Origin of the sequence: Halomonas alkalicola (assembly GCF_030704205.1) — a bacterium.
Classification (GTDB): Bacteria; Pseudomonadota; Gammaproteobacteria; order Pseudomonadales; family Halomonadaceae; genus Halomonas; species Halomonas alkalicola.
The window spans coordinates 261950-287540 of sequence record NZ_CP131913.1; the positions used below are offsets into that span (position 1 = coordinate 261950).

The 25591-nt window shown below is 62.9% G+C and carries 19 protein-coding genes and 2 pseudogenes; 2 read left to right on the forward strand and 19 right to left on the reverse strand.

The features are described 5' to 3' along the window. Positions 1–415: 415 nt before the first annotated feature. The 5 genes and pseudogenes from istB to B6N23_RS01335 form a co-directional block, all read right to left on the reverse strand. A complete protein-coding gene (istB, locus tag B6N23_RS01315; protein ID WP_305501416.1) occupies positions 416–1156 on the reverse strand; it encodes an IS21-like element helper ATPase IstB in 741 nt (246 codons plus the stop codon). Next, complete coding sequence (gene istA, locus B6N23_RS01320) at positions 1143–2681, reverse strand: IS21 family transposase (RefSeq protein ID WP_305503910.1); 1539 nt, start codon at positions 2679–2681, stop codon at positions 1143–1145. The genes istB and istA overlap by 14 nt, the downstream gene beginning before the upstream one ends. Before the next feature lie 48 nt (positions 2682–2729). Then, positions 2730–4037 carry a group II intron reverse transcriptase/maturase gene (gene ltrA, locus B6N23_RS01325; protein ID WP_305501424.1) on the reverse strand — a complete coding sequence of 436 codons (1308 nt, stop codon included), beginning with the start codon at positions 4035–4037 and terminating at the stop codon, positions 2730–2732. A gap of 1042 nt (positions 4038–5079) precedes the next feature. Further along, a pseudogene (locus tag B6N23_RS01330) lies at positions 5080–6334 on the reverse strand (IS256 family transposase). A 230-nt stretch (positions 6335–6564) separates the two neighbouring features. Continuing rightward, positions 6565–7053 carry a KilA-N domain-containing protein gene (locus B6N23_RS01335; RefSeq protein WP_379687576.1) on the reverse strand — a complete coding sequence of 163 codons (489 nt, stop codon included), beginning with the start codon at positions 7051–7053 and terminating at the stop codon, positions 6565–6567. Positions 7054–7135: 82 nt separating this feature from the next. Here B6N23_RS01335 and B6N23_RS01340 point away from each other — a divergent pair, with 82 nt between their 5' ends. After that, on the forward strand, positions 7136–8353 hold the full coding sequence (locus B6N23_RS01340) for an IS256 family transposase (protein ID WP_305501427.1): 1218 nt from the start codon (positions 7136–7138) through the stop codon (positions 8351–8353). 54 nt (positions 8354–8407) lie between these two features. On the opposite strand, the gene B6N23_RS01345 is transcribed toward B6N23_RS01340, so the two are convergent. The 8 genes and pseudogenes from B6N23_RS01345 to B6N23_RS01380 form a co-directional block, all read right to left on the reverse strand. Continuing rightward, the gene (locus B6N23_RS01345; RefSeq protein ID WP_305501430.1) at positions 8408–8641 is read right to left on the reverse strand and encodes a KilA-N domain-containing protein; all 234 of its coding nucleotides are present in this window, start codon (positions 8639–8641) and stop codon (positions 8408–8410) included. Further along, positions 8638–8943 (reverse strand): MerR family transcriptional regulator, encoded by a 306-nt coding sequence (locus tag B6N23_RS01350; RefSeq protein ID WP_305501431.1) that lies wholly within the window; start codon positions 8941–8943, stop codon positions 8638–8640. The genes B6N23_RS01345 and B6N23_RS01350 overlap by 4 nt, the downstream gene beginning before the upstream one ends. 111 nt (positions 8944–9054) lie before the next feature. Beyond that, on the reverse strand, positions 9055–9675 hold the full coding sequence (locus B6N23_RS01355; RefSeq protein WP_305501433.1) for a hypothetical protein: 621 nt from the start codon (positions 9673–9675) through the stop codon (positions 9055–9057). 118 nt (positions 9676–9793) lie between these two features. Beyond that, the gene (locus tag B6N23_RS01360; RefSeq protein ID WP_305501436.1) at positions 9794–10138 is read right to left on the reverse strand and encodes a helix-turn-helix transcriptional regulator; all 345 of its coding nucleotides are present in this window, start codon (positions 10136–10138) and stop codon (positions 9794–9796) included. Next, positions 10122–10388 carry a type II toxin-antitoxin system RelE family toxin gene (locus B6N23_RS01365; RefSeq protein ID WP_305501438.1) on the reverse strand — a complete coding sequence of 89 codons (267 nt, stop codon included), beginning with the start codon at positions 10386–10388 and terminating at the stop codon, positions 10122–10124. The genes B6N23_RS01360 and B6N23_RS01365 overlap by 17 nt, the downstream gene beginning before the upstream one ends. A gap of 64 nt (positions 10389–10452) precedes the next feature. Next, positions 10453–10764, reverse strand: a complete 312-nt coding sequence (locus tag B6N23_RS01370; protein ID WP_305501440.1) for a tyrosine-type recombinase/integrase — start codon at positions 10762–10764, stop codon at positions 10453–10455. Positions 10765–11011: 247 nt separating this feature from the next. After that, positions 11012–12432, reverse strand: a pseudogene (locus tag B6N23_RS01375) (IS1380 family transposase). Between the two features lie 39 nt (positions 12433–12471). Next, the gene (locus tag B6N23_RS01380) at positions 12472–13572 is read right to left on the reverse strand and encodes a tyrosine-type recombinase/integrase (RefSeq protein ID WP_305501443.1); all 1101 of its coding nucleotides are present in this window, start codon (positions 13570–13572) and stop codon (positions 12472–12474) included. Positions 13573–13860: 288 nt separating this feature from the next. Between B6N23_RS01380 and B6N23_RS01385 the strand changes: the two genes are divergently transcribed. Next, positions 13861–14058 (forward strand): hypothetical protein, encoded by a 198-nt coding sequence (locus tag B6N23_RS01385; RefSeq protein WP_305501447.1) that lies wholly within the window; start codon positions 13861–13863, stop codon positions 14056–14058. A 207-nt stretch (positions 14059–14265) separates the two neighbouring features. On the opposite strand, the gene B6N23_RS01390 is transcribed toward B6N23_RS01385, so the two are convergent. The 6 genes from B6N23_RS01390 to B6N23_RS01415 form a co-directional block, all read right to left on the reverse strand. After that, complete coding sequence (locus B6N23_RS01390) at positions 14266–15042, reverse strand: hypothetical protein (protein ID WP_305501448.1); 777 nt, start codon at positions 15040–15042, stop codon at positions 14266–14268. A 2-nt stretch (positions 15043–15044) separates the two neighbouring features. Beyond that, a complete protein-coding gene (locus B6N23_RS01395; RefSeq protein WP_305501449.1) occupies positions 15045–16124 on the reverse strand; it encodes a hypothetical protein in 1080 nt (359 codons plus the stop codon). A 382-nt stretch (positions 16125–16506) separates the two neighbouring features. Beyond that, the gene (locus tag B6N23_RS01400) at positions 16507–18630 is read right to left on the reverse strand and encodes a UvrD-helicase domain-containing protein (RefSeq protein WP_305501450.1); all 2124 of its coding nucleotides are present in this window, start codon (positions 18628–18630) and stop codon (positions 16507–16509) included. 1 nt (position 18631) lies between these two features. Further along, positions 18632–24112: a DUF1998 domain-containing protein gene (locus B6N23_RS01405; RefSeq protein WP_305501451.1), complete on the reverse strand. Its 5481-nt coding sequence runs from the start codon at positions 24110–24112 to the stop codon at positions 18632–18634. After that, the gene (locus tag B6N23_RS01410; RefSeq protein WP_305501452.1) at positions 24003–25172 is read right to left on the reverse strand and encodes a DEAD/DEAH box helicase; all 1170 of its coding nucleotides are present in this window, start codon (positions 25170–25172) and stop codon (positions 24003–24005) included. Before B6N23_RS01410 ends, B6N23_RS01405 begins: the two co-directional genes overlap by 110 nt. 31 nt (positions 25173–25203) lie before the next feature. After that, positions 25204–25590: a type II toxin-antitoxin system VapC family toxin gene (locus tag B6N23_RS01415; RefSeq protein WP_305501453.1), complete on the reverse strand. Its 387-nt coding sequence runs from the start codon at positions 25588–25590 to the stop codon at positions 25204–25206. Position 25591 lies beyond the last annotated feature (1 nt).

Below are 25591 nucleotides of genomic sequence, written 5' to 3' on the forward strand. Positions count from 1 at the left end.
CTGGAGACCAACGTCATAACACCTACTTACCTGGTAACTTATAAAGGTCTCCATTTTTTGGAGCCAGGAAAAGGCCGAAATCGATTCCAAGGCTCCATTAATTGGAGCGTCTCACGGCGAAGCAACACTAGAGAACCTCGAATGCTCCATTAATTGGAGCGCCAGTCTCTACTTTTTGGAGGCGGTAAAGATCGAAACTCACGCCTTGCTCAAGCTCCTCCGCGCCACAATGGTTGGGGCGACATCCAATTTACCGCCACAGTCATCTATTGGCTCCCAAGCCAGGGCATAGAGGGCACAGCGGGCTCCCTGGCGGCCTACAAGGGCGTCCCTAGTCTTGATGATCAGGTGGCGCTGTCAATGGCCATCAGAAGTGACCCACCAGTGGTCATTAGTTTTGACCCACCCATGATCGTCAGCTGAGCGTCTTCTGCTTCAGCCGGTAGCTCTCCCCGCCGAGCAGGTAGAGGTGCGAGTGGTGGATGATCCGGTCGACGATCGGCACCGCCACGTTGTCGTCGTGGAAGAACTCCCCCCAGCTGGTGAAGTCCTTGTTGGTGGTGATGATCAGCGAGCGGTGTTCATAGAACCGGTTGATCAGCTGGAACAGTGCGTAGCGCGCCTGCCGGCTCATCGGCAGGTAGCCCAGCTCATCGATCACCAGGGCGTCGACCTTGGCGAGCTTGTGCAGCGTCTTCTTCAGCTCGCCCTTCATCTCCGCCAGCTCCAGTTCCTCGACCAGGTCCAGGGCGTTGCGGAACAGCACCCGGTAGCCGGCCTCGATGGCCTTCTGCCCGATACCGATCGCCAGGTGGGTCTTGCCCACCCCCGGTGGGCCGATGAACACCAGATTCTCGCGGTTATCGAGGAAGGCGAAGTCCAGCAGGGCGTTGATCTGGCGCTTGGTGATGGTGGTCTGGTGCCGGTAGTCGAACCCCTCCAGCCGCTTGTCGCTGGGGAACCCAGCCTGGCGCCGGTAGAGGTCGATGCGCTTGGCCTCGCGGGTCTGGCGCTCGTGCTCGACGAGCATGTCGGCGAAGGCCAGGTAGGAAACCTCGTTGGCCTCGGCCTGGGCCAGCAGCGCGGTGAGGTCGCCGGCGATGGCGCCCAGGCGCAGGCTACGGTAGCGCCCGGCGGTCAGCTCAAGCTGCCCCATGGGTCACCTCCTGCTGGCCGCTGGAGCGGCCAAGTCGCCCGTACTGAGCCAGCTCCACCGGTGTCGTGCTCGGGCCGATGGGAGCGTCGCCCTCATGATCCCGGCCCCGCGCCTTGGCGAGCCGCGCCGCTGCCAGCCGCTCCTTGAGGCCACCGGCGGTGAGGCGCTCCCGGGTGACCCAGTCGCCGATCAGCGCCAGATCGAGGGTGTCCTCGCCCTCCAGCAGCTGCTTGGCGGCGCGCAGCTGCTCCTTGTAGTGGCGCGGCATGGAGGCACGCAGGCGCGCACAGAGCTGTTCCCCCAGCGACGTGCCAAGGCAGCGGGCGATGGCTCCCTCAAGCTCCGCCTCCTGCTGACGGTGGTCACGGTAGTGGCTCTCGTTGCGCAGCGTGCGGCCCTTGCCCAGGTGCAGGGCATGGGTGGCGATCTCGTCGCCGCTCTCCAGATCGTGGATCGCCAGGCGGTCGTCCACTTCCCGGACCCCGACGCGACCCTGCTGGTAGGCCATCGGCACCGAGTACTTGTTGGCCTTCCAGGCGATCAGCCCGGTCTTGTCGACCCGGCGCGGGGCCAGGCCGTCGGCCTCGCGGCCCACGCAGGCCGGGGTCAGGTAGGGGCGCAGGTGGCCCCGCTCCTCAGCGTCGAAGTGGGCCCTCGGCTGCTGGCCGGTGGTGCCATGAGTGCGCACGTTGGCGACCTCGTCGAGCCACTGCCGCACGTAAGCGCGCAGGTCGGCCTCGTCGCGGAACACCTCGCCATAGAAGGCATCCTGCTTGGCATACTTCACCCCAGCCTCGACCTTGCCCTTGCTCTCCGGGTCGTAGCCGCAGCAGGCGCGGATTCGGAAACCGGCGGTGGTGGCGTACTCGTGGAAGCGCTGGTTCACCTCCAGCTCGCGGAACTGCTCGCTGATCACCACCATCTTGGTCTGGTCGTAGACGCACTCCTCGGGCAGGCCACCGAAGTAGCGGAAGGCCTCATCGTGCAGGCGGATGAAGGTGGCGGTATCGAGCGGCGACAGGCTGACGCCGACATAGGTCAGGCGCGAGTAAGAGAGCACGAACACCACGAAGTACAGGGGGCGCGACTCGCCACCAATCATCACCTCGCGCAGCTCGCCTGGATCCACCTGGCACTGCACCCCTGGCACCATGTCGAGCACCGGCTCGTAGTAGCGCCGCTGCCGGCTGGCCACCGTGCTCTTCACCTGCTGCACGTAGCGACGCAGGGTCCGCTCCGAGACCGCCAGCTCGCCGACCTTCTCGCGCAGCTTGCGGGCCACCTTGACGCTGCTCAGCCGGGGAAAGGTGCGCAGCAGGTAGACGATGTAGTCGCGGTGGGCGTCGAGCTTCTTCTCGCGCTCGCGGTTCGACTGCGCCGCCTCGATGGTCGCCTCGTCCTGACGCAGGTACTTGCGGACGGTGTTGCGGGAGATGCCCAGCTCCTGTCCGATGGCACGGATCGACAGGCCCTGTCCGTCGTCGTGGTCGGGTAGACCGGGCGATTGCTCGTCCCGGCCCCCCACAGATCCGAGCGTGCGCGATTGACGCACTCGGCTCCTCAACCGTCAGGTTCACACGAAGGACGCTCGGTGCACGATTCTCGCTCGCGGTAACGGGAGTGTCAGCAACAGTTGCCTTGCCTTCTCCCACGGGAACCATCCTCTCTGCGATCGCCTCCTGAGCCACTTGATCCAGGTTGTCTGAACCCTGTATTGGAAGCGTTGCAGAGACTCGATGTTGTGGGTTATCCCGTAGTACGCATAGTGCCCCATAACCTTTCGACAGAGTTGGCGGTGCTGATCACGCAGGGGCAGGTGGCGGTTGGCTCGGCACCACAGCGAAATTCGCTTCAGGCCTCGCTTGAACCGGTCCTTGGCCGTTTTCTGCTTGATGATCCAGCGTCCACGCAGGGACTTCCCCCAGTAATAGGTAAAGCCCAGGAAGTCGAAGGTCTCGGCCCGTAGCTCGCGATGTGGCCGAAACCGTACCAGCCGAGTCTTGGTCGGGTGCAGGGTAAGGCCGAAGCGCGCAAAGCGCTTGGCCAGTACCTCCAGCACCTTGCGGGCATCAGCTTCGTTGCTGAAGGCGAGCACGGCATCATCGGCGAAGCGCACCGAGAATGCCCGTCCGCGCAGGCGTGGTTTGACGTCTTGCTCAAACCACTCATCCAGCACGTAGTGGAGGTAGACATTCGCCAGCAGGGGGGAAATCACACCCCCTTGTGGGCTGCCTATCTCGCCCTTCTGCCATTGCCCGGCGTCCAATACCCCGGCCTTGAGCCACTTGCCGATCAGGCGGAGGATCACGCCGTCCTTCACTCGTTGCTGCAGAAACGCACGCAGGTGCTGGTGGTCGATCGTGTCGAAGAAGGCTTTGATGTCCAGGTCGATGACCCAGCCACCTCCCATCGACGACAGGCCGCCCCACACCGTCTTGATGGCCTGATGCGCTGAGCGGCCCGGCCGAAAGCCGTACGAACAGTCCAGAAAGTCGTGCTCGTAGAGCGGCTCCAGCACGGCAACCACGGCACGCTGCAGGACCTTGTCTTCGAAGGTAGGAATACCGATCGGCCGTGTGGTGCGCCCATCTCCCTTGGGGATGTGGACACGCCGCACCGGCGGCGCCTTGTAGCGACCGCTCTTGGCGTCCTCCAGCAGCCGCTGGATGTTGGCCTCGAAGTCGCGCACGAAGTCGTCCGCCGTCTGGCCATCAATCCCGACCGCACCGTCATGGCGCGTCATCAGGGTGGCCGTCTTCAGCCACTGGGCGTCGATATGATGCGCCAGTGACGTGAAGGCACGCTGCGGGAAGCGCTCTGCCAGCGCTGCTATCCGCACTTGTTTCGTGGACATGACCTCAGGTTCCTGTGCACCTGTCATGTTGCCCTCATGCAGTTCTGATGATTGGCCGCCCCTTCCCTCCAACGGGTCCCGTCGAGTCGGTTCCCCGCCTTCGTCGGTACTATGAGCGACTCCGACTCCCGCCCTTCCCTCCGGCTGGCTCCTGATGGTCGCCTGGCCGTACCCCCTGAGTGCCTGGGGTTCGCTTCCGGTGCCGCCAGGCACCACAGCACCGGACCGGGAGCTTTCTCCGCAGGCAGCCCCATGCCTGTTCCATTGCCTTTCGGGGGAGAAAGGCGGGCCTCCCAGGTTCCTGGGAAACCCCTGTATGGACATGCCCTGCTCTTCGACACCGGTGGTCCGTCCCCGCCAAGCCTTACAGCGGTTCCGTGTAGCCTTCCAGAGCATTAACGCTGTCGGCAACCACGACACATCAATTTCGGTGCTCAATCACACGGCCTATCCACTCGCTGTCTACGCTTCGCAGCGGCGGTTGCCCGACGCCACGCAAGACTCGCTACCGGCTGGTGGCTAACCTTGGCCGGATGGGACTTACACCCACTGGGTTTCATCTCATCCTTTCCACCTCCTCGGTTTCCCGGATGACCAGGCTTCGCCTGGCGCACTAACGCTTTGATCTTGTGAATCATTCCCCAGTCCTTCACATCTCCGTCCCGACCCTTGGCTGAGCCGACACGGTAGGTGGATGGTGGCAGCGCTGCCACCTCGGGGGTGGGTCAAAAGCGTTGGCCAGTACTGGGTCACTTTACTTGGCCATTAACAGGCGCTCTTGCAGCTCTCTGAGCGCCCTGGCGAGCGTAGTGTGAGACATGCCGCCCCACGCCTCCATAGTCTTGTGCGTGGCAGAGAGATCTCCATTATTTCGGCCATTGTGCTGATAGCCCAGCGCCATCAGCACCCTCATAGCCGAGCCGGAGAGCTCGCGGAAATCTTCGTGAGCCATCAGGAGCCGAGGCAGCGTGAAGGCACCGGCAGGCCCCCAATTCACCCTATACTTCTTTCTGGCCATGCTATAGTCCCACTGGCAGTGGAGTTATTGTCAAATCCTGTGTACGGCAGGTCAGGCGGCAGTCCTGTCTGACTGATCGGTCAAGGGTTCGCCGTCCTTGAACTGGACGTTGTTCACGACCAGCTCCAGCTTGTTGAACCCCTTGATCCGCTTCCAGCGCTTCTGGGCGCTCTGAAGCAGCTTGAAGACCATCGCCAGGGTCGTCGCTCTGGAGCCGCAGTTCCGGCTGCGCTTGCTCCGCAGGCGGACCGTGGCGAAGGTCGATTCGATCGGGTTGGTGGTGCGGATATGCACCCAGTGTTCTGCCGGGTAGTCATAGAACGCCAGCAGCTCCTCCCGATCCTTGGCCAGGCACTCCATGGCTCTGGGGTACTTGGCCTCGAAGCGTTTCACCGTGCGATCGAAAGCCTTGTGCGCCTCATCGCGGGTCTCGGCCATCCAGATCTCATGGAGGTCGGCCTTGACCTTGGGCTGCACGGATTTAGGCAGTTTATTCAATACGTTGGCAGTCTTGTGGACCCAGCAGCGCTGGTGCTCGGTCTCTGGATAGACCTTGCTCAACGCCGCCCAGAAGCCCATGGCGCCGTCGCCAACCGCTAGCTTGGGGGCCGTCGTCAGCCCGCGCTCGCGTAGCCCCGTGAGCAGCTCTTTCCAGCTGGCCTCTGACTCACGCTGCCCATCCTCGACGACGACCAACTCCTTGCGGCCCTGCTCGGTGACGCCGATGATCACCAGCAGACACAGACGGTCATCCAAGCGCACGTTGCTGTACACGCCGTCTGCCCACCAGTAGACGTAACGCTGGTCTGCCAGGTCACGCTTTTGCCAGTCGGCATGCTCGTCCTCCCACTGCTTCTTGAGGCGAGACACGGTGTTGGCCGACAGTCCCTTGGCCTGGTCGCCCAGCAACGCCGCCAGCGCCTCCTGATAGTCGCCGGTGGAGACCCCCTTCAGGTAGAGCCAGGGGATCAGCTCCTCAATGCTGCGGGCCCGCTTCAGATAGGGCGGCAGCAGCGCGCTGCTGAAGGTGATCCCGTCACCGCTGCGGTCACGGACCCGGGGGACCTTGACCGCAACGTCGCCGATGCCAGTCTGTACCCGTTCGTTCGGGAAGATAGCCGTTGCGCACCACGGCTCGACGGCCGTCTTCCAGCGTCTTGTCGGCATATAGCTCCAAGAACGTACTCAACTCCGCCTCCACGGCCTTGGCGATCAGGTCTCGGGCCCCTTTGCGCAGCAACTCATGCAACGGATCAGTAGCGCCGGCGTCTGGCTGCGTCACGGCTTGGAGAGTAGAATTGCTCATGGCGTATCCATCCTATGCTGGTTGTGATCTGGCGTGATCAATCAGCAGGATACGCCACCCTCTCTACTTCCCTCCATACACAAGACTTGAGCTTAACTCCTGGCAGTGCGGCTCCACATGCGAGGGCCGTCATGTTGCTGGCTATCTGCTGAAGGTCTGGGCTATCATCCATGGGCTCAATCAGGAATGATGCCTCGATACCAGAAGCTGCTGTGTCGGGGCTTCTTTTTTTACCCGCATTTCTCACCTCGCCATGACAGCCGAGGCCTCAGGTGATGCTCTACGTACTCGGCCAAGGCCTGCTTACGCTCTTGGAAGCTCATTCCTTGCCCCAACAAAAAAATGTTCCGTTGTTCGGTCATGGCCACCAAACGGAGGTCTGAAGGGGTCATCGTGTCCCGGTCGCGTTCCGTAGGCTCGCCGAAAAGAATGCTATTGATCAGGCGAGACTCATTCATGAAGTGATGGCGGGATGACTGCTTTCCCTGGGCTTCCCGAGTCAGACTCAAGGCATCGCACATTCCTTGATAGCCGATGGCCGCAGCGTCTCGGAGATGCTGCCAGCCGTCCTGAGGGCCGTGGATCACAGCATCGATCTGCATGTCGCACCAGACAGCGAAGTCCATGGACAGCCAGCGGGCGAAAGCAACGGCCAGCTTGGGGTGTAGCCACGTGCCAGGAGACTTGCCACCTGGTAACGTCCCGGGAAGAGGTGTAATTCAGACGGGAGGATGAGGTCACCATGGGCCTTCGATAAAGTTGCAAGTCGCCAAACACGCAACCAACCGAAGGAACCCCACGATGACCAACAAGAGCATGGCACTGACGGAGCTGCTTGAAAAGCGAGCGGTGGCACCGGACTTCCTGCGTGAGACGCTGGCCTTCATGCTCCAGGAGCTGATGGAGCACGAGGTGGCCGAGCTGTGCGGGGCCGATCGCCACGAGCGCTCCGAGGAGCGGGTCAACCGGCGCAATGGCTACCGGGAGCGGCCGTTGGAGACGCGTATGGGCCGAGTGGATCTCAAGGTCCCCAAGCTCCGCCAGGGCAGCTACTTCCCCGGCTTCCTCGAGCCGCGGCGGATGAGCGAGCAAGCGCTCACGGCGGTGGTGCAGGAGGCCTACGTGCAGGGCATCTCCACTCGTAAGGTCGACGAGCTGGTCCAGGCCATGGGGATGACCGGGATCTCCAAGTCGCAGGTCTCCCGACTGTGCGCCTCGATCGATGAGCGCGTCCAGAGCTTCCTGGAGCGGCCGCTGGAGGGGCACTGGCCCTACGTATGGCTCGACGCGACCTATATCAAGAGTCGAGAGCACGGCCCGGTAGCGAGCCAGGCGGTGGTGGTGGCCACGGCGGTGAATCAGGACGGTTACCGTGAGGTGCTGGGCCTCTCCGCAGGTCCGGCTGAGACGGAGGGCTTCTGGACGGCGTTCCTACGCTCGCTGGTGGCCCGGGGGCTGAAGGGCACTCGCCTGGTCATCTCCGACGCTCACGAGGGGCTGAAAAAGGCGATCGCGACGGTACTGACTGGGGCGGGCTGGCAACGCTGTCGAGTGCACTTCATGCGCAACGTGCTCTCGCAGGTCCCTAAGGCCCACCAGCCAGCGATCTCGGCGGCGGTGCGCACGGCCTTTGCCCAGCCGGATCAAGCCGCAGCGACGCGCCAGTGGCGGCAGGTGGCCGACAGCCTGCGTGAGCGCTTCGCCAAGGCGGCGGACTGCATGGATAGCGCCGAGGAGGACGTGCTGGCGTTCATGGCCTTCCCGAAAGATCACTGGCCGAAGTTGGCGTCCACGAACTGCTTGGAGCGGCTGAACAAGGAGATCAAACGGCGCAGCAACGTCGTCGGGATCTTCCCCAACAACGCGTCGGTGACGCGCCTGGTCGGAGCGGTACTGCTGGAGCAGAACGATGAATGGCAAGTCAGCCGCCGGTACCTGAGCCTGGAGAGCCTGGCCCCGGTGCTCAAGGAGGCGACTGAGGCAGGCACCGAACAATTGATTCACGAGGAGGCGGCGTAACAGTCAGCGAAGGCCGCGGTGGCCTCACCCGCTGTTACACCACTTGACGGGACACTACCTGCCACCTCGCCAGACCTCCACAAGACCATTACCAGATTTCCTGGTAATGCCCAGTCGGCGCTCAAGGGCTTCGATGTACTCGGCAGTAGAAGACAAGCCGAACCAGTCATTAGGCCGTTTCCCGAAATTCCGGGCCGCCTCGGTGGCATTGATCCAGCCATTGTTGTTGAACAACACGAGCTGGCCATAGTAGTCGAATCGAACGATGCTGGTTGCGTAGGAAGTCATTGCCCCCCCTCCCCGAAACGACTCGCGGCGGCGGTGCTCCCCACAGCATTGCCATCCGCCAGCCAGGCGAGCACATCGCTGAGGCGGTAGCGGATCGCTCGACCACGCTTCACGAAGGGCGGCGTTGGCTTGCCCAACAAGCTGCCGGTGACGCGGGACTTGCGCACAGTGGAAGGTTGTGCGGGGATCAGATGGGGAAAGACGGCAGACTCGGGGAGTTCGATCAGTGCCGGGTCGAAGCCGTCGCGGTAGCGGGCCAGAGCATTGGCCAGAATAGCAGCGGCGTTGCTGGTGGTGCGCATCGGTGCATCCTCGTTGATTGGGGTGCACCGATGGTCAGCTAAGCAGAGCTAGGTAGGTTCCAAATGGAGCGGACAGCGTTCCTTTTAGATTCTAGGTGGGAGTATGTCGAATCAGGATCCTTCGGTCGCTCGATCCTCCCTGATGGCCTGTATTTCCTTGATGGTGTCGGCTATCGGATCTTTGTCCAACTTCAGTCCACGTCGCTCCAGAATGGCTTGAAGGGTGATAGCAGCCTTGTAGGGCTGATCTGGGATCACACCATCCATAGCCTCCAGTGCTAGAGCCTCAATCAATGTCAGGTAGGTATGCCGACGTCTTGCGTGCAGCGGCCTATCTTGCTGCTGAGCACGTTCCATTGCATTAGCGTGCTTGGCTCGCAGCGCCTCGGGAATGTCACCATCGGTTGCTCCCGTCGATTTCAGCCAGCGGTAGATCTCTTGGCGCTCAAATGTCAGCTGAACACGATCAGCAAGAGCCAAGTGCCAGGAGGTGTCATCCACATCTCTCGGCTGCCAAGAGCAATCCGATAGCATTAGCTCTTCACCCCTGAGCTTTATTCCAGGCTTAGGGGCATGTTCCATAACGCGATATGGCTTGAGCTCACCGAGGTGGGCTGCATTAAAAATGGCCCGACGCCATTCCTCATATTCATCAGGAATGTCATCGGCCAGCAAGCTTGCAACATCATGGCAGTGAAGATGGCTGGCAACATGCCAAGGTGAAAGGGCCATCGCGCTACTCCTCGCGCTTACTCCAGTAATATGGCTGGCGAGCGTGGTGGAGTGCCAACGCTTTCAGGTGATCGGCCTTAGCCAACCAAGGGGGGGCAGTGCCTACCGTGTAACAGAGTCAGTCGTCGAGAGTAAGCTGTTGCACATGGATACCCATGGCGGCCGCCAGCTTCTTCAGAGTGGTATGCCGCGGCTTGGCGTCCGGGCGCTCCCACTGCGCGACCTGGGCTTGCGACACCCCTATGCGCGCGGCCAGGTCAGCCTGAGTCATGCCCAGATACTCGCGCCAGCAGCGAAGTAGCGGCACCTCGTCGGTCAGGTTCCGGCTGACGATCTCATGCGGCAAGGTCAGGGCCTCCACCTCGCCGGCCTGCTCCACCAGTTCAGTGAACTGCTCCAGGGGCACGACGGCATAGCGACGGCCCGCCTCCTCGCTGATGCGATAATCAATAGGTGCGTTCATCACGCTTTCTCACCTCCTCGATGGACACCACGCGCAGCCCGGTCTCTACGTCGAACAGCACGCGATATCGGCCAACGCGGAGCCGGTAGTTGTGCTGGTGGTGCTTCAACAGCTTGATGTCCTTGGTAGCCATGCAGCCCGGCCAGTCGCTTAGCTCGCCCACACTGTCCACGATTCTTTTCTGGTCGGGCTTCGGTATCTTCCTAGCCTGCTTTGTGGCCTTCAGCGTCCACTGCACTTGATAGGTCATAAGTTTTCATAAGTTTAAGGTATTGTCGGCGCAGCCGCAAGCTCGGCGCTGTCGTTGCGGCCAGCTATCGCACAAGCGTCAACGACTCGCCCACCTCGGCTGCTGCGTCACTGGTGCCGGCCCCCTGCCCTGCGGCCTTCCGAGCGAACAGCTCTACGGCATCGCGCTTGTGATCTGGCGCCAGGTGGGCATAGAACTTGATCGTTGTCTCGATGCTGCTGTGTGCCATCAGCTTGGAGACGGTCAGAATGTCGGCGCCGGCCATGACGAGCTGGCTCGCGAAGTTGTGGCGCAGGCTGTAGAGCAGCAGATCATCTGGCAATCCACCCAGCTTGCGAACAGAGGCCCATGGCTTCTGCATGGCCGTCTGGCTCATCCTCTTGCCGTTACCCCGCCTTATTCACGAGGGCGCTGATTGAGCGGTCTGAAGGTACTGGCTGTTGGCATTGCTTATCAGGATTCGCCTCTTCAGCGCGAGTGGCTGTTGAGTAATGCCAGAACGCAGCCCTTTTCCTACTTACTTATAGCTCTTTGGAATCAATGGCGGCCGTCCAAGCAGCCGTGATCGCCGACCGCCGCTCCGGTCGCTCGCTTTCTGATGCTGTGGTGGTCTCGCAGGAGCGTCAGCTCAGTGCGGTCAGCTTCGGTAGCCCCTTCAGCAGCGTCGGCCACCACTTGTCGGCGGCGGCACCCAGATGAACGGTGATTCGCCGAGCGTGCAGCCTCAGCGTGGCGGCGACCTTGAGCACCTGCTCGCGCATCCGGCTCAGGCTCCAGCCTTGTCGGGTTTGCCGCTCCAGGAGGCAGCGCAGGCCATGCAGGACCTGGTAGGCGTAGAGACTGAGCAGCAAGCTCACCTCGTTGCGCGCCATCACGTCCTGAACGGTGGAGGCGCCGCGATCGGTCGACGAGAGGTGCACGTCGAGCGCCGACTTCACTTCGCCCATGTGCGCCTCGGCGCTGCCGCGCTTGCGATAGAGTGCTAGGACCTTCTCTGGCGGCCAGTCGAACTTGCTGAGGTTGGTGACCAGGAAGAAGGCATGCAGCAGCAGGTCATCGGGGCGCTCCTGCACGACCAGCACGACGCGCCGTGGTGCCGGCCAGGAACCGGCTTGGTACTCAAGGTCATGGCACCATTCTCGAGGCTGTTCAGGCGGTCGGCCGCGGGGCCGCTTCAGGTAGGGCGCCGCCAATTTTTGCAGGCCCTTGTGGCTGCGTAACCGGCCCAGATACTCGATGTCGCGCTCTTCCAGCGCCTCCAGCGTGTCGTTGTCGGTGAATCCGGCATCGATGCGCACCCGAACCTGGGCGCCAGTGCTCTCGTTGAGCCGCGTCACCAGATGGGGGATCCATGTATCGGCATTCTCAGCCGGGCCGGCGTTGCCCTCGCGTAGCAGGCCACCGACCATGTCGCCTGTTTCGGCCAGCGAGGCGACCAGCGGCGAGTAGATGCGGGTACCGTAAAGGCCATGGTAGGCCGAGCCACCTTGGTGACCGTGGACCTCGATCGGCAGGCCGTCGATGTCCAGCGTCAGCTGCTTGGGGCGCTCGCCGTTCTTCAGCGAGGTCAGGCGCCAGAGCACCAGCCGCAGCAGGCCTTCGTGCACGGCATCGATGTTGTCGTTGCGGCCGAGGCAGGTCAGCAGCCGCGACAGCGTGGCTTGAGACGGCCGGTCCTGCGCCAATGGCGTCGTCCCGCGCGCGTCGCTACAGGCCAACTGCCAGAGAGCGGGTCACGGCGCAGCGTGTCGGTATCGCTGAGATCGATCCAGCCCATCGCGCGCTGCAGCACCAGGGTGCGTAGCTGACTGGCCAGGGAGTGGCGGATACGCAGCGGGTGACGCGGATCGACCAGGTTGTCTTCGAGCGCCTCAATCACGCCGCTGTTGTCGAGGGCTTCACGCAGCAACAAAGCGCCGCTGTCGCTGGTGGTGCGGTGGCCGCTCAGCTCGACACGGACAGAGCCGTTGCACGAGGGCGTCCAGGTGGATAGGCTTTCACCCATAGCGGATGGCTCCCTTGGATCAGGTTCTTGGCGGAACACACTGAATTTTCAAGAGGATACCATCCGCTATCTTCGTTTTCAGGCCGGTCTCATGAATAAGGCGGGGTTACGTGGCGAGGGGAACACCAGGCCTGCTCTAGGGGTACCCGACTGGTGGTGCCAGGTCCTGAGCACCTCCACCACGGGCGTCGACAGCAGAAACGTCATCGGCTCTGGATGATGATGAGCAGTCTTCTCGATTACCTTGCGAATGGTTCGAAAGTCCAGATTGACATGCTCCCAACGCAACCCGAACAGATCTCCAGGCCGGAAGCCGGTGTAATACATCGTTAAAATCCAAGGCGCCACGTGGTCGACATAGGCGACGTCATCTAGGTCAGGCAGATACCCCTTCCCATGGGCTCGACTGCTCCGGCGCTGAGCACGCTTCTCCTCCTGATACGCTTCCAGGCCAACAAACAGCGCATCAACCTCCTCGCGCTCCAGGTACCTTCGCTGTGAGGCCTGATCGGCCATGTCATCATTGCTCATGGCCGGACGCTGCAGCTTGACCCCTTTCAGGGGATGCGCAGGAATCAGCTCGCGCTCCGCAGCATGGGCCAGAAGCGCGCAGAGAGCATCGTAGGACCTCTTCAACGTGCCAAATGCCCTGGCCTTTGGGGGAGGATCGTCCTTTGCTCTTGGCCGCTTGCCGAGCTCCTGCTTGGCTTGCCAGCGTTCAACGTCAGCTCGTGTCAAGCTCGACATGGGCTTGCCAAGCCAGTCCGCAAAATCTCTCTCGATTCGCCGTATGGTGGTGGTACCATCCTTTTTCCTGCTCTGGTACGCCGAGTAGGGCCCCGTCAGATACGCCCCCAATGTTTGGAGCTGCTGGCGCTCGGCATCGGCTTTGGCCGCTTCCAGAACGGCCCTGGGGTCTCCCCCCTGAGCTACAACGGCCAGCGCCTCATTGGCGTCCTTACGGGCCTGGGCGGCCGTTAGCGTGCCATAGCGACCAAGAGTCAGGACTCTCTGCTTGCCGGCCTTCGTGCGGTAGTACAAGCGGAAAGTAAGGCCACGCTTGCCTGGGCGCACATGGAAGCCAGGCAGGTCGGTGTCGAAGACGTTATCAGCCGGGGGCTCCTTGGCGAGGTGCTCCAATGCCTTGGTTGTGAGCTTCATACTGGCGGTGCTGGCCACGCTGACCCCCGTTTTCTAGGTAGCAAATAGGTAGCAAACGGAGGATATAACGGCCCACAACGGGCAACAACAAGCAATCACTGATAAAACATCAAGCCACTGTTTCAAAATGGATTTTTGTTGATATACGTTTCTGTAAGTGGATACTGATTTATGATCAAAATGGAATGGGGTTGCAAAGGTCGCAGGTTCGAATCCTGTCGCTCCGACCACTTAACATCGAGAAAACGCCGCTCAGGGTCACACCGAAGCGGCGTTTTTTGTTGTACGTGGTGGAAGCCTGGTGGAATGTCAGTCAATGATCAGCTGCCCGGCTATGCTGTGATCATGGACAGGAGAGGCGCAATGAACTTCTTCTTTGGTTTTCTGCGGGCCTGCGAAGTGATCAACCGGTTGATATGCCGAATCGCATGGCTCTTTTTTAAAGTGCTGCTGCTGACTCCCGTATGGATCATAGGTTTCATTATCTACCAGCTTCTCTTCTAGATAAAATTTAACTTAAAAACCTCACCATAAAGTACATTCACCCTCAGCCCGAAGAGTCATAGATACAATTCCTGACGAGCTTGCCTGCTGCTGTATCGCCCTACTATCGCAGGAGCGAAATTTTTGAAATCAAGGGCGACCATCGGAAACCGATGAAGCGTAGACTTATTCCCGCCGCCGCCCTGCCCAGCACTTAAAAGATAATTATTAAGCAGTTTCTGACAAAGCAGACATCTTTGCCAATAGTGCTACCCTCGCTCGATCAATGGTATCGGGATTCACCTTGTTGGACAGAACTTCTCGGGGCTTACGCTCCAGAAAATAGGCGATCCGCTCAGCGTTTGCGCCTGACGGATGAGGCATCCCGACAAGCACCTGATCCTGACTCAACACACCTTGATTGACAAACAACTGAAAAACTTCAGACACTCTTGGACCAAGAGGCAAGAAAAGGTTATCGGGCAAAATACGGATCTCCTCAAGGAGAGAGGTCTCGATCTGCTCGCGTAATGTCGACTGTTTCAACATCGCTGGGGTGCCGTTATACTTCTTTCCATTAACTAACACCGGATAGCGAAGCGCTGAGGTATAGTGAACCAAGTGCGAGTGGCTCCCGAACAACTGTTCGCTATCATGGATTCCGAGCCATGAAGGGATCCCCAGATAATTCAGCATCGTTACAAGGTTGCTCCGCATGGGCCCACTGAAACTTGCAGTCTGCTTGGCCTGGGCAAGCACCTCTTGATGGGGCAGTTTATCTCGCAGGCACTGGCGTGCGGCATTTATGGCATTACGGGCTTGCTGAAGCCCAGGCGTAATACCACAGATAGTGATCCGAGCCTCACGGTTGATATATTCGAATGGAGCATAGTAGGTTTCAATGTTACCGATACGCGTGAGCCGCAGAGACTCAGGCAGGTGATCATTGCTACCTAGCGGCTGCATATTCTCAATTATGTCGGCAAATTGGGAAAACTGTTTCATTATCAGGCTTCCTCTACAGAACTGGGGAGAATGATGGACAATGATAGGTGAGCAAGGTGATCGACCACAGCCTTTAGCACTCTGAGTGACGGCACAGTCACTTGCCAGAGCTTGGCAGGACGCCCTCCAGGAAAACCTCGGTCATGGAAGTGGCTGGTAGATTCGTGACTGCGGTCAACGTCGCCAAGTACCCCAAGTGACAACAACCCTTCATCTGGCTCGAAAGGCAGAGTCAGGATACATTTCCTACGCCCTCCTGAATTGATCATTAGATAGCGGTTCGACCGCGGTACTCGCCAAGTCGACACACTACCCTGAGGCTCCACATAGGTGCGCTCCCAGTCGGTCATGACATCAAGCCAGGCATCTGCCGTCTGCCCATTGATCGGGAGGCGATCATCGATAAAGCGACAGGTTATACCCCATGGCAACTGTTCTTTTCTGGAGATCCATGTGATAGCAGACCGAGCAGGGATGCGCTTCAAACGATCTCGAGGAATTTCTTTTCTTGACAGAGCATTCTTAACGGTCTCCAACTTCAGGCCGGAAGCAATAGCAATTTCTTCAATGAAAAAATATTGCTCCACCTCTGGGTGGGCTGAGCTGAGATCATACTCGCCCAGGAATACTCCCCTGTGACTGCCATCCTTTTCACCGCAAAGAATCCACTCGATCTTGTAGCGCAGCAGGAACACTGCCAGAAGGTGTGTCAATGATTTATAGGATGCAGCCGCATAAAGCTCAGCGGCAATAGCACCAAACCCCACGAAAGCCCGGAAATCCAGGACGTCATCGTCGAGTAGCTCAGGGTTTTCAGGCAGAGCGACATAATCCAACACAGCGAATCGATAAAGCCTCTCCGCAATGGACGCAAATCTCTCCTCGACAATAGTGCTATTTGCCCTGATGTTGCTGTCTTCAGGGGGGTGCCTACCAGTATAAAGAACCGTCGGGAGATTTGAGGTCGAAAAGTTTGCAATATCCTTGATATCTTGCCGTATTTCCTGGGGGTTCAGGACCTGGCTAATGGCCTCTCCGAATGGATAGTTAATCAGCAGATCGTGGAAGTGAAAGGTTGCCATCGCAAAACTCCGTTGCCTAGAGCAGATGGCGCAATCATCTGACAAAGCGAAACAAACAGCAACAGTGATTTTCAATATCACAAGTTTCGTTTTAAGCATCCCCACGTGGATTCTGGCCTGGGGCCAAGAAAAAAATTTCCAGGGGGCTGAAGCGCCACAGCTCGCGTTTCGGAGAGGTGGCAAGCACGGATGACAAGCTCATTTGGGAGCCGAGAAACACTGGCCACTGCGGTCATCACCCATGATCAAGCGACTGGAAGGAAAAAAGCTTCACGCAGCCACTCGCTCAGGAGGCCCCCAAACAGTAAAGCCCCCTGGATTCAAAGCCCTGCCGTCGATGTAGCTACTTGATCCAACGACGGAATAGCATGATCACACCGGGTCAAAACCACTCGCTCATCTGCCCGTAGCCGTACACGAAGGCCAGCTTGCGGGCGCGGGTAAGGCTGACGTAGAGCAGCGCGCGCTCCTCGTTCTCGCGCTGGCGGCGGGTCACGGCGTCGGCCGCGGCGTTGACCACCGGCGCCAGCGGCACCAGGCCGCGGTTTACCGAGGCCACGAACACCGCATCGAACTCCAGCCCCTTCACTCGGTGCATGGTGGCCAGGTTGAGCTCACCGTCAGGCGTGGAGGCGCTGCGGCCATCGAGCTGGCGGCAGGGTTGCCCGCGGCTTTCCAGGGCGGCCTTCAGCTCGCCCAGCTCGCGGTGAGTACGGGCGATCACACAGCAGGCCTCGGGGGCCAGACCGTGGTTGCGGATAGCAGCCAGGATCGCCTCGGCCTGTTCGTCCATGAATTCGAAGGCGCGCACCTCCGGGGCGGGCCCGTGCATCAGGGAGTGGTAGAACTGCTGGGAGTCCTGGCCACCGTCCAGGTCATCCACCTCCACTCCTTCCAGGATGCTCACTGCCAGCTTGCGGGTCTCGTCGGTGGTGCGGTAGTTCACCTTGAGACGTGCGCTGCGCCCGCGGATATCGATGCCGCACTGCCCCAGCACCACCTTGTTCTTGCCGTAGATGCGCTGGTGGCCGTCGCCGACGATGAACATATCGTTGGGGCCCGGCGGCACCAGGGCGCGCAGCAGCATGAAGGCCTGGGAGCCCATGTCCTGGGCCTCGTCGACGATCACCGAGCAGAGAGCCGGGCGCAGCTCCGGGTTGGCCTCCAGCAGCTCCCGGGCGTCGCGGTAGACGTCGTCGGTCTCCTTCAGGTGGTTGCTGGCCAGCAGGTGGCGGAAGCGCTCGAACACCGGCCAGATCTCGAGGCGCTGCTGGCGGTTGAGGCGCGTGCCGCGGCCGATGCGTGAGGCGCGCTTGTAGCCGTCCAGGCTCTGGATCGACTGGGGCTGGATCACCCTCGCCCACTCCTCCTGGAAGAAGGCGAGCCCCAGGTCGCTGGTGGCCGGCTTCTCCGCATAGGCCTCCTCCCAGAGGCGCTTCTGCTGCTGGGCGTCGAGCAGCAGGCCGTAGTCGTAGCGCTGCTTCTTGAGGAAGCTGACCACCCAGGCGTCCAGGTTGAGCACCTCGATGCGCTCCAGCGCCTGCCGGGAGCAGATCTTGTTGAGGTTCTGGCGGATATCCGCCGCCAGGTTGCGGGTAAAGGTGGTAAAGAGCACCTTGCCCTGTTCTTCACCGGACGGTGGGGCACTGGCCACGTTCTCGGCCAGCCACCTGGCACGATGCATGGCCACCACCGTCTTGCCGGTGCCGGCGCCACCCAGCACGCGCACCGGCCCGTTCTTCTTCCCTTCGGCCAGGCGCCGCTGGGCCGGGTGCAGGAAGACCCGCCACTTCTCGATGGACTGGTTGAGCACCTCCTGCAGCGCCTGCTCGTCGTCAGCCACGGTGAAGCGCGCCTGGGACTCCGGCCGCGCCAGGGCGGTGGCGTAATCCTCGGTATCCACCGCCTCGGGGGCGGCGGGCACCACCTCGGCATAGGCCTCCTCGAAGCTGGCCCCCGCCATCAGCATGAAGAGCCCCTCGTAGGCGTCGGCGGGGATCTGCTCGCTGTGGTAAGCGCTTTCCAGGTCCGCCTCGATGGTCATGCGGCGCACCAGGGGTAGCGCCTCCTCGGGCACGCCCAGCTGAAGCAGCTGGCGATCGCGAATGGCATCGAAGAGCCCCGGCAGCGTCGGCGCGGCCGGCTGGGCGGGAGCGGCCTCCTCTCGGCGCTCCTCCACCGTGAACACCTGCAGGCTGCCGGTATTGGGGTTGATCTCCACCTTGCGCTTGGCGGCCCAGGCGTAGGCCGCCTCGTGGTGGTCGACGTAGAGCATCAGGTAGAGCTCTTCCTTCTCGGCGGCGGCGAGGATGATGCGCACATCCTGGTTGGCGCGGATCGAGCGCAGCTTGCCGTCCTTGTAGGCGGTCAGCTTCTCGTAGTGCAGGCCGCCGTGCTGCGGGTCCTGCTGGAAGAGCATCACCGCCTTGTTGGCCTGGCTCTGCTCGTTCGGGGTTAGCTTGAGCAGGCTGTCGAAGTACTTTTCCGAGAACGCCACACTGACCATATCAGGCTCCTTGTTGTGACTCGTTCACCGAGTCCAGTCCATTGATCACCGCCACCAGCTCCTCCACATCGACCAACACGCGCCAGCCCTGCGATTCCAGGTGCGGCCGGGCCGCCAGCTGCTCCTCATCGTCCTCCAGCAGGAAGGCGATGCGCGACGCTTCGAAGAGGAGCTCCGCGAGACCAATGACCTCCTCCTCGTCGTTGACCACGTCCTCGCCCACCTGGGGTGCCTCCGGCCAGTCGACCTCCTGCCCCCGCAGCGCCTCGGCCAGCGACGCATCGAGGTAAGCGTACCAGGCAGGCTCCGGGGACACGGCCGGCTGCTCGTCAGCCGCGGGGCGGCGCTCGGGCCAGAGCAGCCCGGCGGCGATGCCGCTGTTACGGGACTCGGGGGTCCAGGCATACATCAACGGCAGAAACTGCAGCAGGTTCACCGCCGACCAGAAACGCTGCCAGGCGTAGCGCGCGCCCTCCTCGTTGCTCACGCGACGTTCACCAGGCGCCAGCGCGTAGGAGACCGAGACCAGGGCGCTATCGAGATCGAAGCGTTTGACCAGTTCCTCACCGGCCAGCAGCCGCAGCACGATGGTCGCCGCCCCCTGGTCGTCGGTGAGCTCCACCGCACCGGCCAGCGCCACCGGCTGCGGGGTACGGTCGGTAAAGGCCGCGGGCAGGCCGTGGAGCGAGTCGATCACCTGCTGCTTCAGGGCCGGGTCGGCCAGGGGGCTTGCCGGCAGGCACTGCAGCACGAAGAGCAGCGCATGCCGGGCCAGCGTCTCGGGCTGCTGATCCGCCAGAAAGCCCATCAGCAGCTCGAAGGTCGCCCGGCCGAGGTGCAGGGCCAGGTTGGTTATTCCGCCGATCTTCGCCAACCCGGCGATGGCCGCATGGTGCTGCTCCGGCGAGGTCATGCCCGCCGGCAGCGGCACATCCATGGCCTTGTCGCCCATCACCTGGTTGACGTCGTACCAGTTGAGGCTCCACACCACGTAGCCCGCATGCCTGAGCGCCTGGCGCTTGAGCAGGTCATCGCTGGCCTTGTCGGCATGGAACCGGTAGCCGTCCAGGAACACCGCCACCGGGGCCAGGCCACTGCGTACCGGCCACAGCACGAAGTCCGGACGGCTGGCGAACTGCACCCCCTGGGCCATCCCCAGGTCGACCTGGGGTTCCATCTCGTAGGCCAGCTCGCCGATGGTCAGCCGATAGCCGTGCTTGCCGCGGATCACATCCTGGGAGACCCGTACCCGCTGCTGGTCCACGCACTCATGGCCGGAGAAGCGTGCCAGCGCCTCAGGGAAGCGCGCCTCCAGCTCGCTGTCGATCCAGGGGTTGCCGGAGAGCGCGCTCAGCCCCTGCTCGTCCTGCACCCACTGGTGGCCGCCCTCCACGATCTCCTTGAGCATCTCCAGGGCCAGCGCCTTGCTGGTGCTCTCCATGCCGTAGGCGTTGCGGTACTCCAGCAGGCAGCGGTAGCAGCCGTCCATCGGTTGTGAGTCGGGAGAGCTGTTGGCGTAGCAGTCGCAGGCCTGCATCACCGCATAGGCCAGGCGGAACACCTCCTGCATATGCTCCGCCCGGCTGAGCAGCTCGTGCAGGTAGCCGGTACCGCCGGGCACCGAATCGTAGAGCACGATGAAGTGGCGCCGCTCGTCGGTCTCGCCGATGGGCTCGCTCTGGTAGGCCACCCGCAGGTGGTTCACCTTGCCGCCGAAGCGCCGCTTCAGGCCCAGCTGCAGCGCCGCCACGAAGGAGTTCACCTGCTCCTCGGTGCCGCCGCTGGAGAGCCGGGGCAGCAGGATGCGCAGCGCCTCGGAGGCGAACCGCCGATAGAGATAGAGGCAGTTCTCGATACCGGTATCTGCCTTGCCACCGGGCAGCGTCTTCGGCCCCTTGGCGTAGCGGCAGGACTTCAGGTGGGCGGGCTCCTGCTTGCCGGCGGCGGCCGCCCGTGTCTGCACCGAGCCGCACTCCCGGCAGATCGGGAAGCCGGCGCGCTGGAGCTCCTCACCGGCCACCTCGAAGGCCATCTCCTCCCCTTCCCGGCGGCCGAAGTTCACCTCCAGGAAGCGGGCGCTGCGGATGAACTCGAAGCCGAAGGGGCGCTCCTTGTCGTCCAGCACCCAGGTGATGGTGATGTCCGAAGGGTCGAAGTCGATCAGCATCTGCTTGTTGAAGAAGACCGGCTCGCGGTCGTCTGAGCGGTCGTCCAGCTGGGCATCCCGGGCGTTGGTGAAGGCGTAGACCTGGGTCATCTTGAGCATGCTGGTGCGTGCGCTCTCATCACCCCAGCGGTTGGTGTGGCAGCGCGGACAGGTGCGGTCGTTGAAGCCGGCGGTGGGATCGTCGGCCGGGGCCGAGTAGTGGCAGCGCGGGCAGAAGCGCCACTGCTGGATGTTGCGACCCTTGGCGGTCTCCACTCGGGAGATCCGTACCTTGCGATTGCCGGCGTAGAAGACCGCCTCCGGCGCCAGCTCGGTCAGCGCTGCCTGGGCCGGGCGCTGGTACTCGTATTCCCGCTTGACCAGCTCGCGCTTGATATCGCCCTGGGCAGCACTCGCCTCGGCCCCCTCTCCACCCGGCTTCTCGGTGCGGAAGATCACCGAGTGCAGGGTCGCCCCCTCCTCCGGGAAGGCGTAGTTGGGCAAGAGCCCCTCGTCGGTGAAGAAGTTGAGCGTCTCGCGCTTGTTGAGCCGGATGCGCAGGCTGCGGTAGCCCGCCACCTCCCGCTCCAGCTCGGCGATCTCCGCCTGGGTATGCTCGTCCTGAGGGCGCTGGCGCAGCTTCTCCAGCTGGCGGTCCAGTTCCTTGATGGTGGTGGCCATGCGGCTGCGCTCGTCGGCCACCAGCTTGAGCCGGCCCAGCAGGTAGAGTTCCAGGCGGTCGTCGATGTGCTGGGGTCCGCCGAACAGAGTCTGGCGCAGCAGCTCCAGGTCATCGCCGCCGAGCTCGGTGGCCACGTGGCTGGCGAAGCCGTCCCAGATCTCCTGCATGTTCTGCTTCATGAAGGCCAGCAGCGTATAGGGAAAGCGCTCCTCCTGGGCCTTCTCCACCGCATCCAGCACCGGCTGCATGGTCTGGGGAATCTGGTTGTCACCCCTGGCGCTGCGGGTCCAGCAGTCCATGGCGTAGGCCAGCAGCTGGCGGCGCAGCACGTGGCGGGCCTTGAGGAACACCGCCGGCGGCTCCACCGGGGTATCCAGCATCCGCCCCGGGTCGGCGTAGAAGACCAGGTCGTGGGGGCGACCGTTGGCCACCGTCAGCACGAAGGCGTTGCCGTCACGGCGCCCGCCCCGGCCCACCCGCTGCAGGTAGTTGGCCTGGGCCGGCGGTACCGAGCAGAGCAGCACGCTGGAGAGGTCGCCGATGTCGATGCCCATCTCCAGGGTCGGAGTGGCCGAGAGCAGGTTGTACTCCCAGGGCTTCTTGCCATGGATAAAGCTGTCCTCCACGCGGATGCGCTCGCTGGCGGCCAGCAGCCCGGTGTGCTCGTGGGCGATCACCCGGTGGATCTCGCCGTCGCGGTAGAGCCCGGCATAGAGGGAGTCCCGCACCGGCACCGGGGTCTCGTAGGCCAGTTCCGGGCGGGCGGCGCTGAGCAGGGGCAGCCCCAGCCAGGCCTCGGCGTGGGATGCCGGCACATGCATGGGGCGGTAGCCCGGGCATTCCACCCCCTGCACCGCCGTGGTGATGCTCAGCGCCTCCGGCCGCAGGGACCACAGCCGCACGCCGCGCTCGTTGGCCTCCTCGTTCAGCAGGCCACTGTCGCGCAGCGCCGAGAGCGCCGCCGCCAGCACCTGCTCCAGCTGCTTGCGATCCACCAGGGTCTCCGGGTTCAGGCAGGCCAGCCAGCGCTCGTACCAGGATTGTGCGGCACTGGCCTGGCAGAGCACCTCGTAGCCCTCCCCCTTGGCGGTGGCCGGGTAGCGCGGCCGCGGCGACCCCGGGCCGATGGGCGGCGCATAGCTCAGAAAGCTCAGCAGGTAGGCCTTGCCGAACTTCAGGCGATAGCCGGCCAGGTCCTCAAGCCCCAGCGCCCCCTGGCCAATCAGGTGCTGCATCACCCCCAGCATGAAGCCCTCGGCCGGCCGGGCCTCGATGCGGTAGCCCAGGGTGTTGTCCACCGTCTCGGCCCAGGCGGCGGCGGCCTGGCGCACCGGTTCCAGGGGCCAGGCGAGCGCCGCGATCCCCAGGCGATTGAGCGAACGCCCCACCTGGGAGCGCCAGCCCAGATCCTCCAGGGCCTGCCACAGCATCCGCTCACGGATCAGCCTGAGCAGCGGTGCCGGCTCCTTCACCTCGCCGGACTGCTCGAAGAACTCGAAGTCACCCCGATAGCGCTTGTCCGGCGGCATGAATTCACGCAGATAGGCCGACAGTGCCAGGCGCCCCTGCCCGCCACTCTCTCGCTCCCCTTCGGCCGAGGCCAGCCACCAGGCCTCGAAGCGCGCCGGCAGCTCCAGCAGCGGAATCGGCTCGCCGCTGCCCTCCAGCAGCTGGGTCAGCGCCATGCGCACGTTGTTCTGCCAGGTGCGGGCGGCGAAGAAGCCCGCTCGGTGGGTGGCATCCTGGACCGAGTCGCTGAAGGTGAGCAGCTTGCGGTCGTCGTTGTCGCGACTGCTGAAGAGCCGATGGATGGCCACCGCGCTGAGGCTTGCCGCCCTGGCACCGAACACCACCAGGGCGGAGCGCGCCGAGCACCAGGGGCAGTCGTGCTCGTGGATCACCTTGTTGATGCTGCCCCGCTTCACCTCCTTGAGCTGCTGGGGTTTGCTGACCCGCACTAGGGCATCGGCACCGGCCTGGCACCCCCGGCACTCGGTCGTGCTCTCCACCGGCGCGGTGGTGCCGCAGTCGCGGCACACCTTGAAGTGCTCCAGGCGCATGCCCGCCGGCGACTGCGCCTCGCCCAGCTGCCAGGGCAGCAGCAGCGCGGTTTCCGGCTGCTGGCCGAAGAAGGCGGAGTAGATGGACTGAAGCTCCATTTCCACCACCTGGTCGGTGGGGTGGCTCATCTCCATGCGGGTCAGCCAGGCGGTACCGTGGCACTCGCGGCACTGGACCAGGGGCAGGCGAACCTGGCGCTGGTCCCGGGGCGGCTTGTCGTCACCGAAGGAGAGAAGCGGCGGCAGATGGCTGGCGGCGGCATTCTCTTCCGGCACCTCAGAAGAACCGGCAGGCACCCCGGGCTCGCGCAGGGTACCCACGATGCGGCGCAGCTCCCGGGACCAGAGCTGCAGGCGCAGCTGCACGAAGGGGCGGCCGACCGCATCGCGGGCGTGGGCCATCAGCGAGAGCAGCGCGATCAAGGCGAGTTCCGGCTGGCGCTGAAAGCGGCCGGGGATCTGCCCCGCCAGGCGCTCGGCCAGCTCACGAAAGGTGGGCGTGCCCGGACTCAGCTTGATCTGGCGCAGCAGGTTGGCCAGCTGGCCGTGCTGCTTGAGCTCCCGGCCCAGGGCGATGCGATGCGGCATCATCATCCATCAGATCGCCTTCCGGCACCTTGCTGAAGTAGAGCTCGTAGGCCTTGTGCAGGTACGCCGAGAGCCCCTGGCGAAGCGCCTCTCGAAGCGCCTCCGGGCCGACCTCGGGGTTGGGCGAGAGAAAGGCGATGTTGTCGAGGAAATCTGAGTCGCCCTGGCGCTGCTCGCTGATCACCGCCTCACGGCCGAAGGGGCTGGAGAAGATATCCGAGGCGTAGTGCAGCAGCCCCTCGACGCTCTCCTCGCCCCCCAGAGTCGCGGAGGTGCCCACGCAGATCAGCTGCTCAGGCGTCATCTCGAAGCGGGCGCGCAGGCGACGGATCAGCAGCGAGAGATCGGTACCCTGGGCGCCATCGAAGGTGTGCAGCTCGTCCACCACCAGGTAGCGCAGGGTCTCCGGCCCGTTATGGGCCCACAGCGGCTGATCCTTGGGGCGCATCAGCAGGTAGTCGAGCATCTTGTAGTTGGTAAGCAGCACATCCGGCGGATTATCACGCAGCGCCTCCTTGTCGGTGATCACCTGTTGCGGCCCCATGGCCTGAGAGCCTCGGGCATCGCCGCCCACGAAGAGACCGACGCGCAGCCCCTTGAGCGCCGGCTGGCCGTGAATCACCTCGGCGAAGCGCTTCGCCTGGTCCGTGGCCAGGGCATTCATGGGGTAGATCACGATCGCCTTGATGCCCGGCCCCGCCGCCCGCTGGCAGTGGTCCAGCACCGGATAGAGGAAACACTCCGTCTTGCCCGAGCCGGTACCGGTGGCCACCAGCGCGTTGGCGGCCGCCCCGCTGGAGACCAACCGCCGCCACGCCTGCTCCTGGTGGGCATAGGGCGGGTGCTCGGTCTCGAAGCCAGGAAAAAAGTCCCGCCCGGCGCCGCCGGTCAAGAATGGCAGCCCCACTGAGACATAGGGGCCCTTGAGGAAGGCCCCCCCCTCCTGCTGCTCCTCCACCAGGCGGCGGAACTCGCCCTTGAACGGCGCCGTTTCGGTTTCATAGCCGGTGACGATGAATTCGCGCAGCGCCGCGGCGACTTCGCTGGCTAGCAGGCCGGGGATCATAGAGGTCCATCTCCAGTCGAGGGGCGTGACATCAAACGCGACGAATCGGCCCGGGATACCGGGCGACGAGTTCGTCGGCGGTGAGCAGCAGGAGGCCTTCCGCCTCTGCCTGAGCGATAAGGATCCTATCGAAAGGATCCTTGTGAAGAGGTGGCAGGTGGGCAACCCCCAGGGTGTGCTGAGCGCTGATGCTCAGCTCGCTGTAGCCGTTGTCGACCAGGCCACGCCTCAGCAGGTGGGGGTCCACATGAAAGTCGGGGCGTTGCAGGCTGTTCTTGATCACCACTTCCCAGAGGCTCGCCGCGCTGAAGTAGAGGCGGTTTGCGTCATCGACGATCAGCTCCACCGCCTCGGGCGACAGCTTCTCCGGCTCGGCGGCAGCCCACAGCAGCACATGGGTATCCAGCAACAGGTTCATC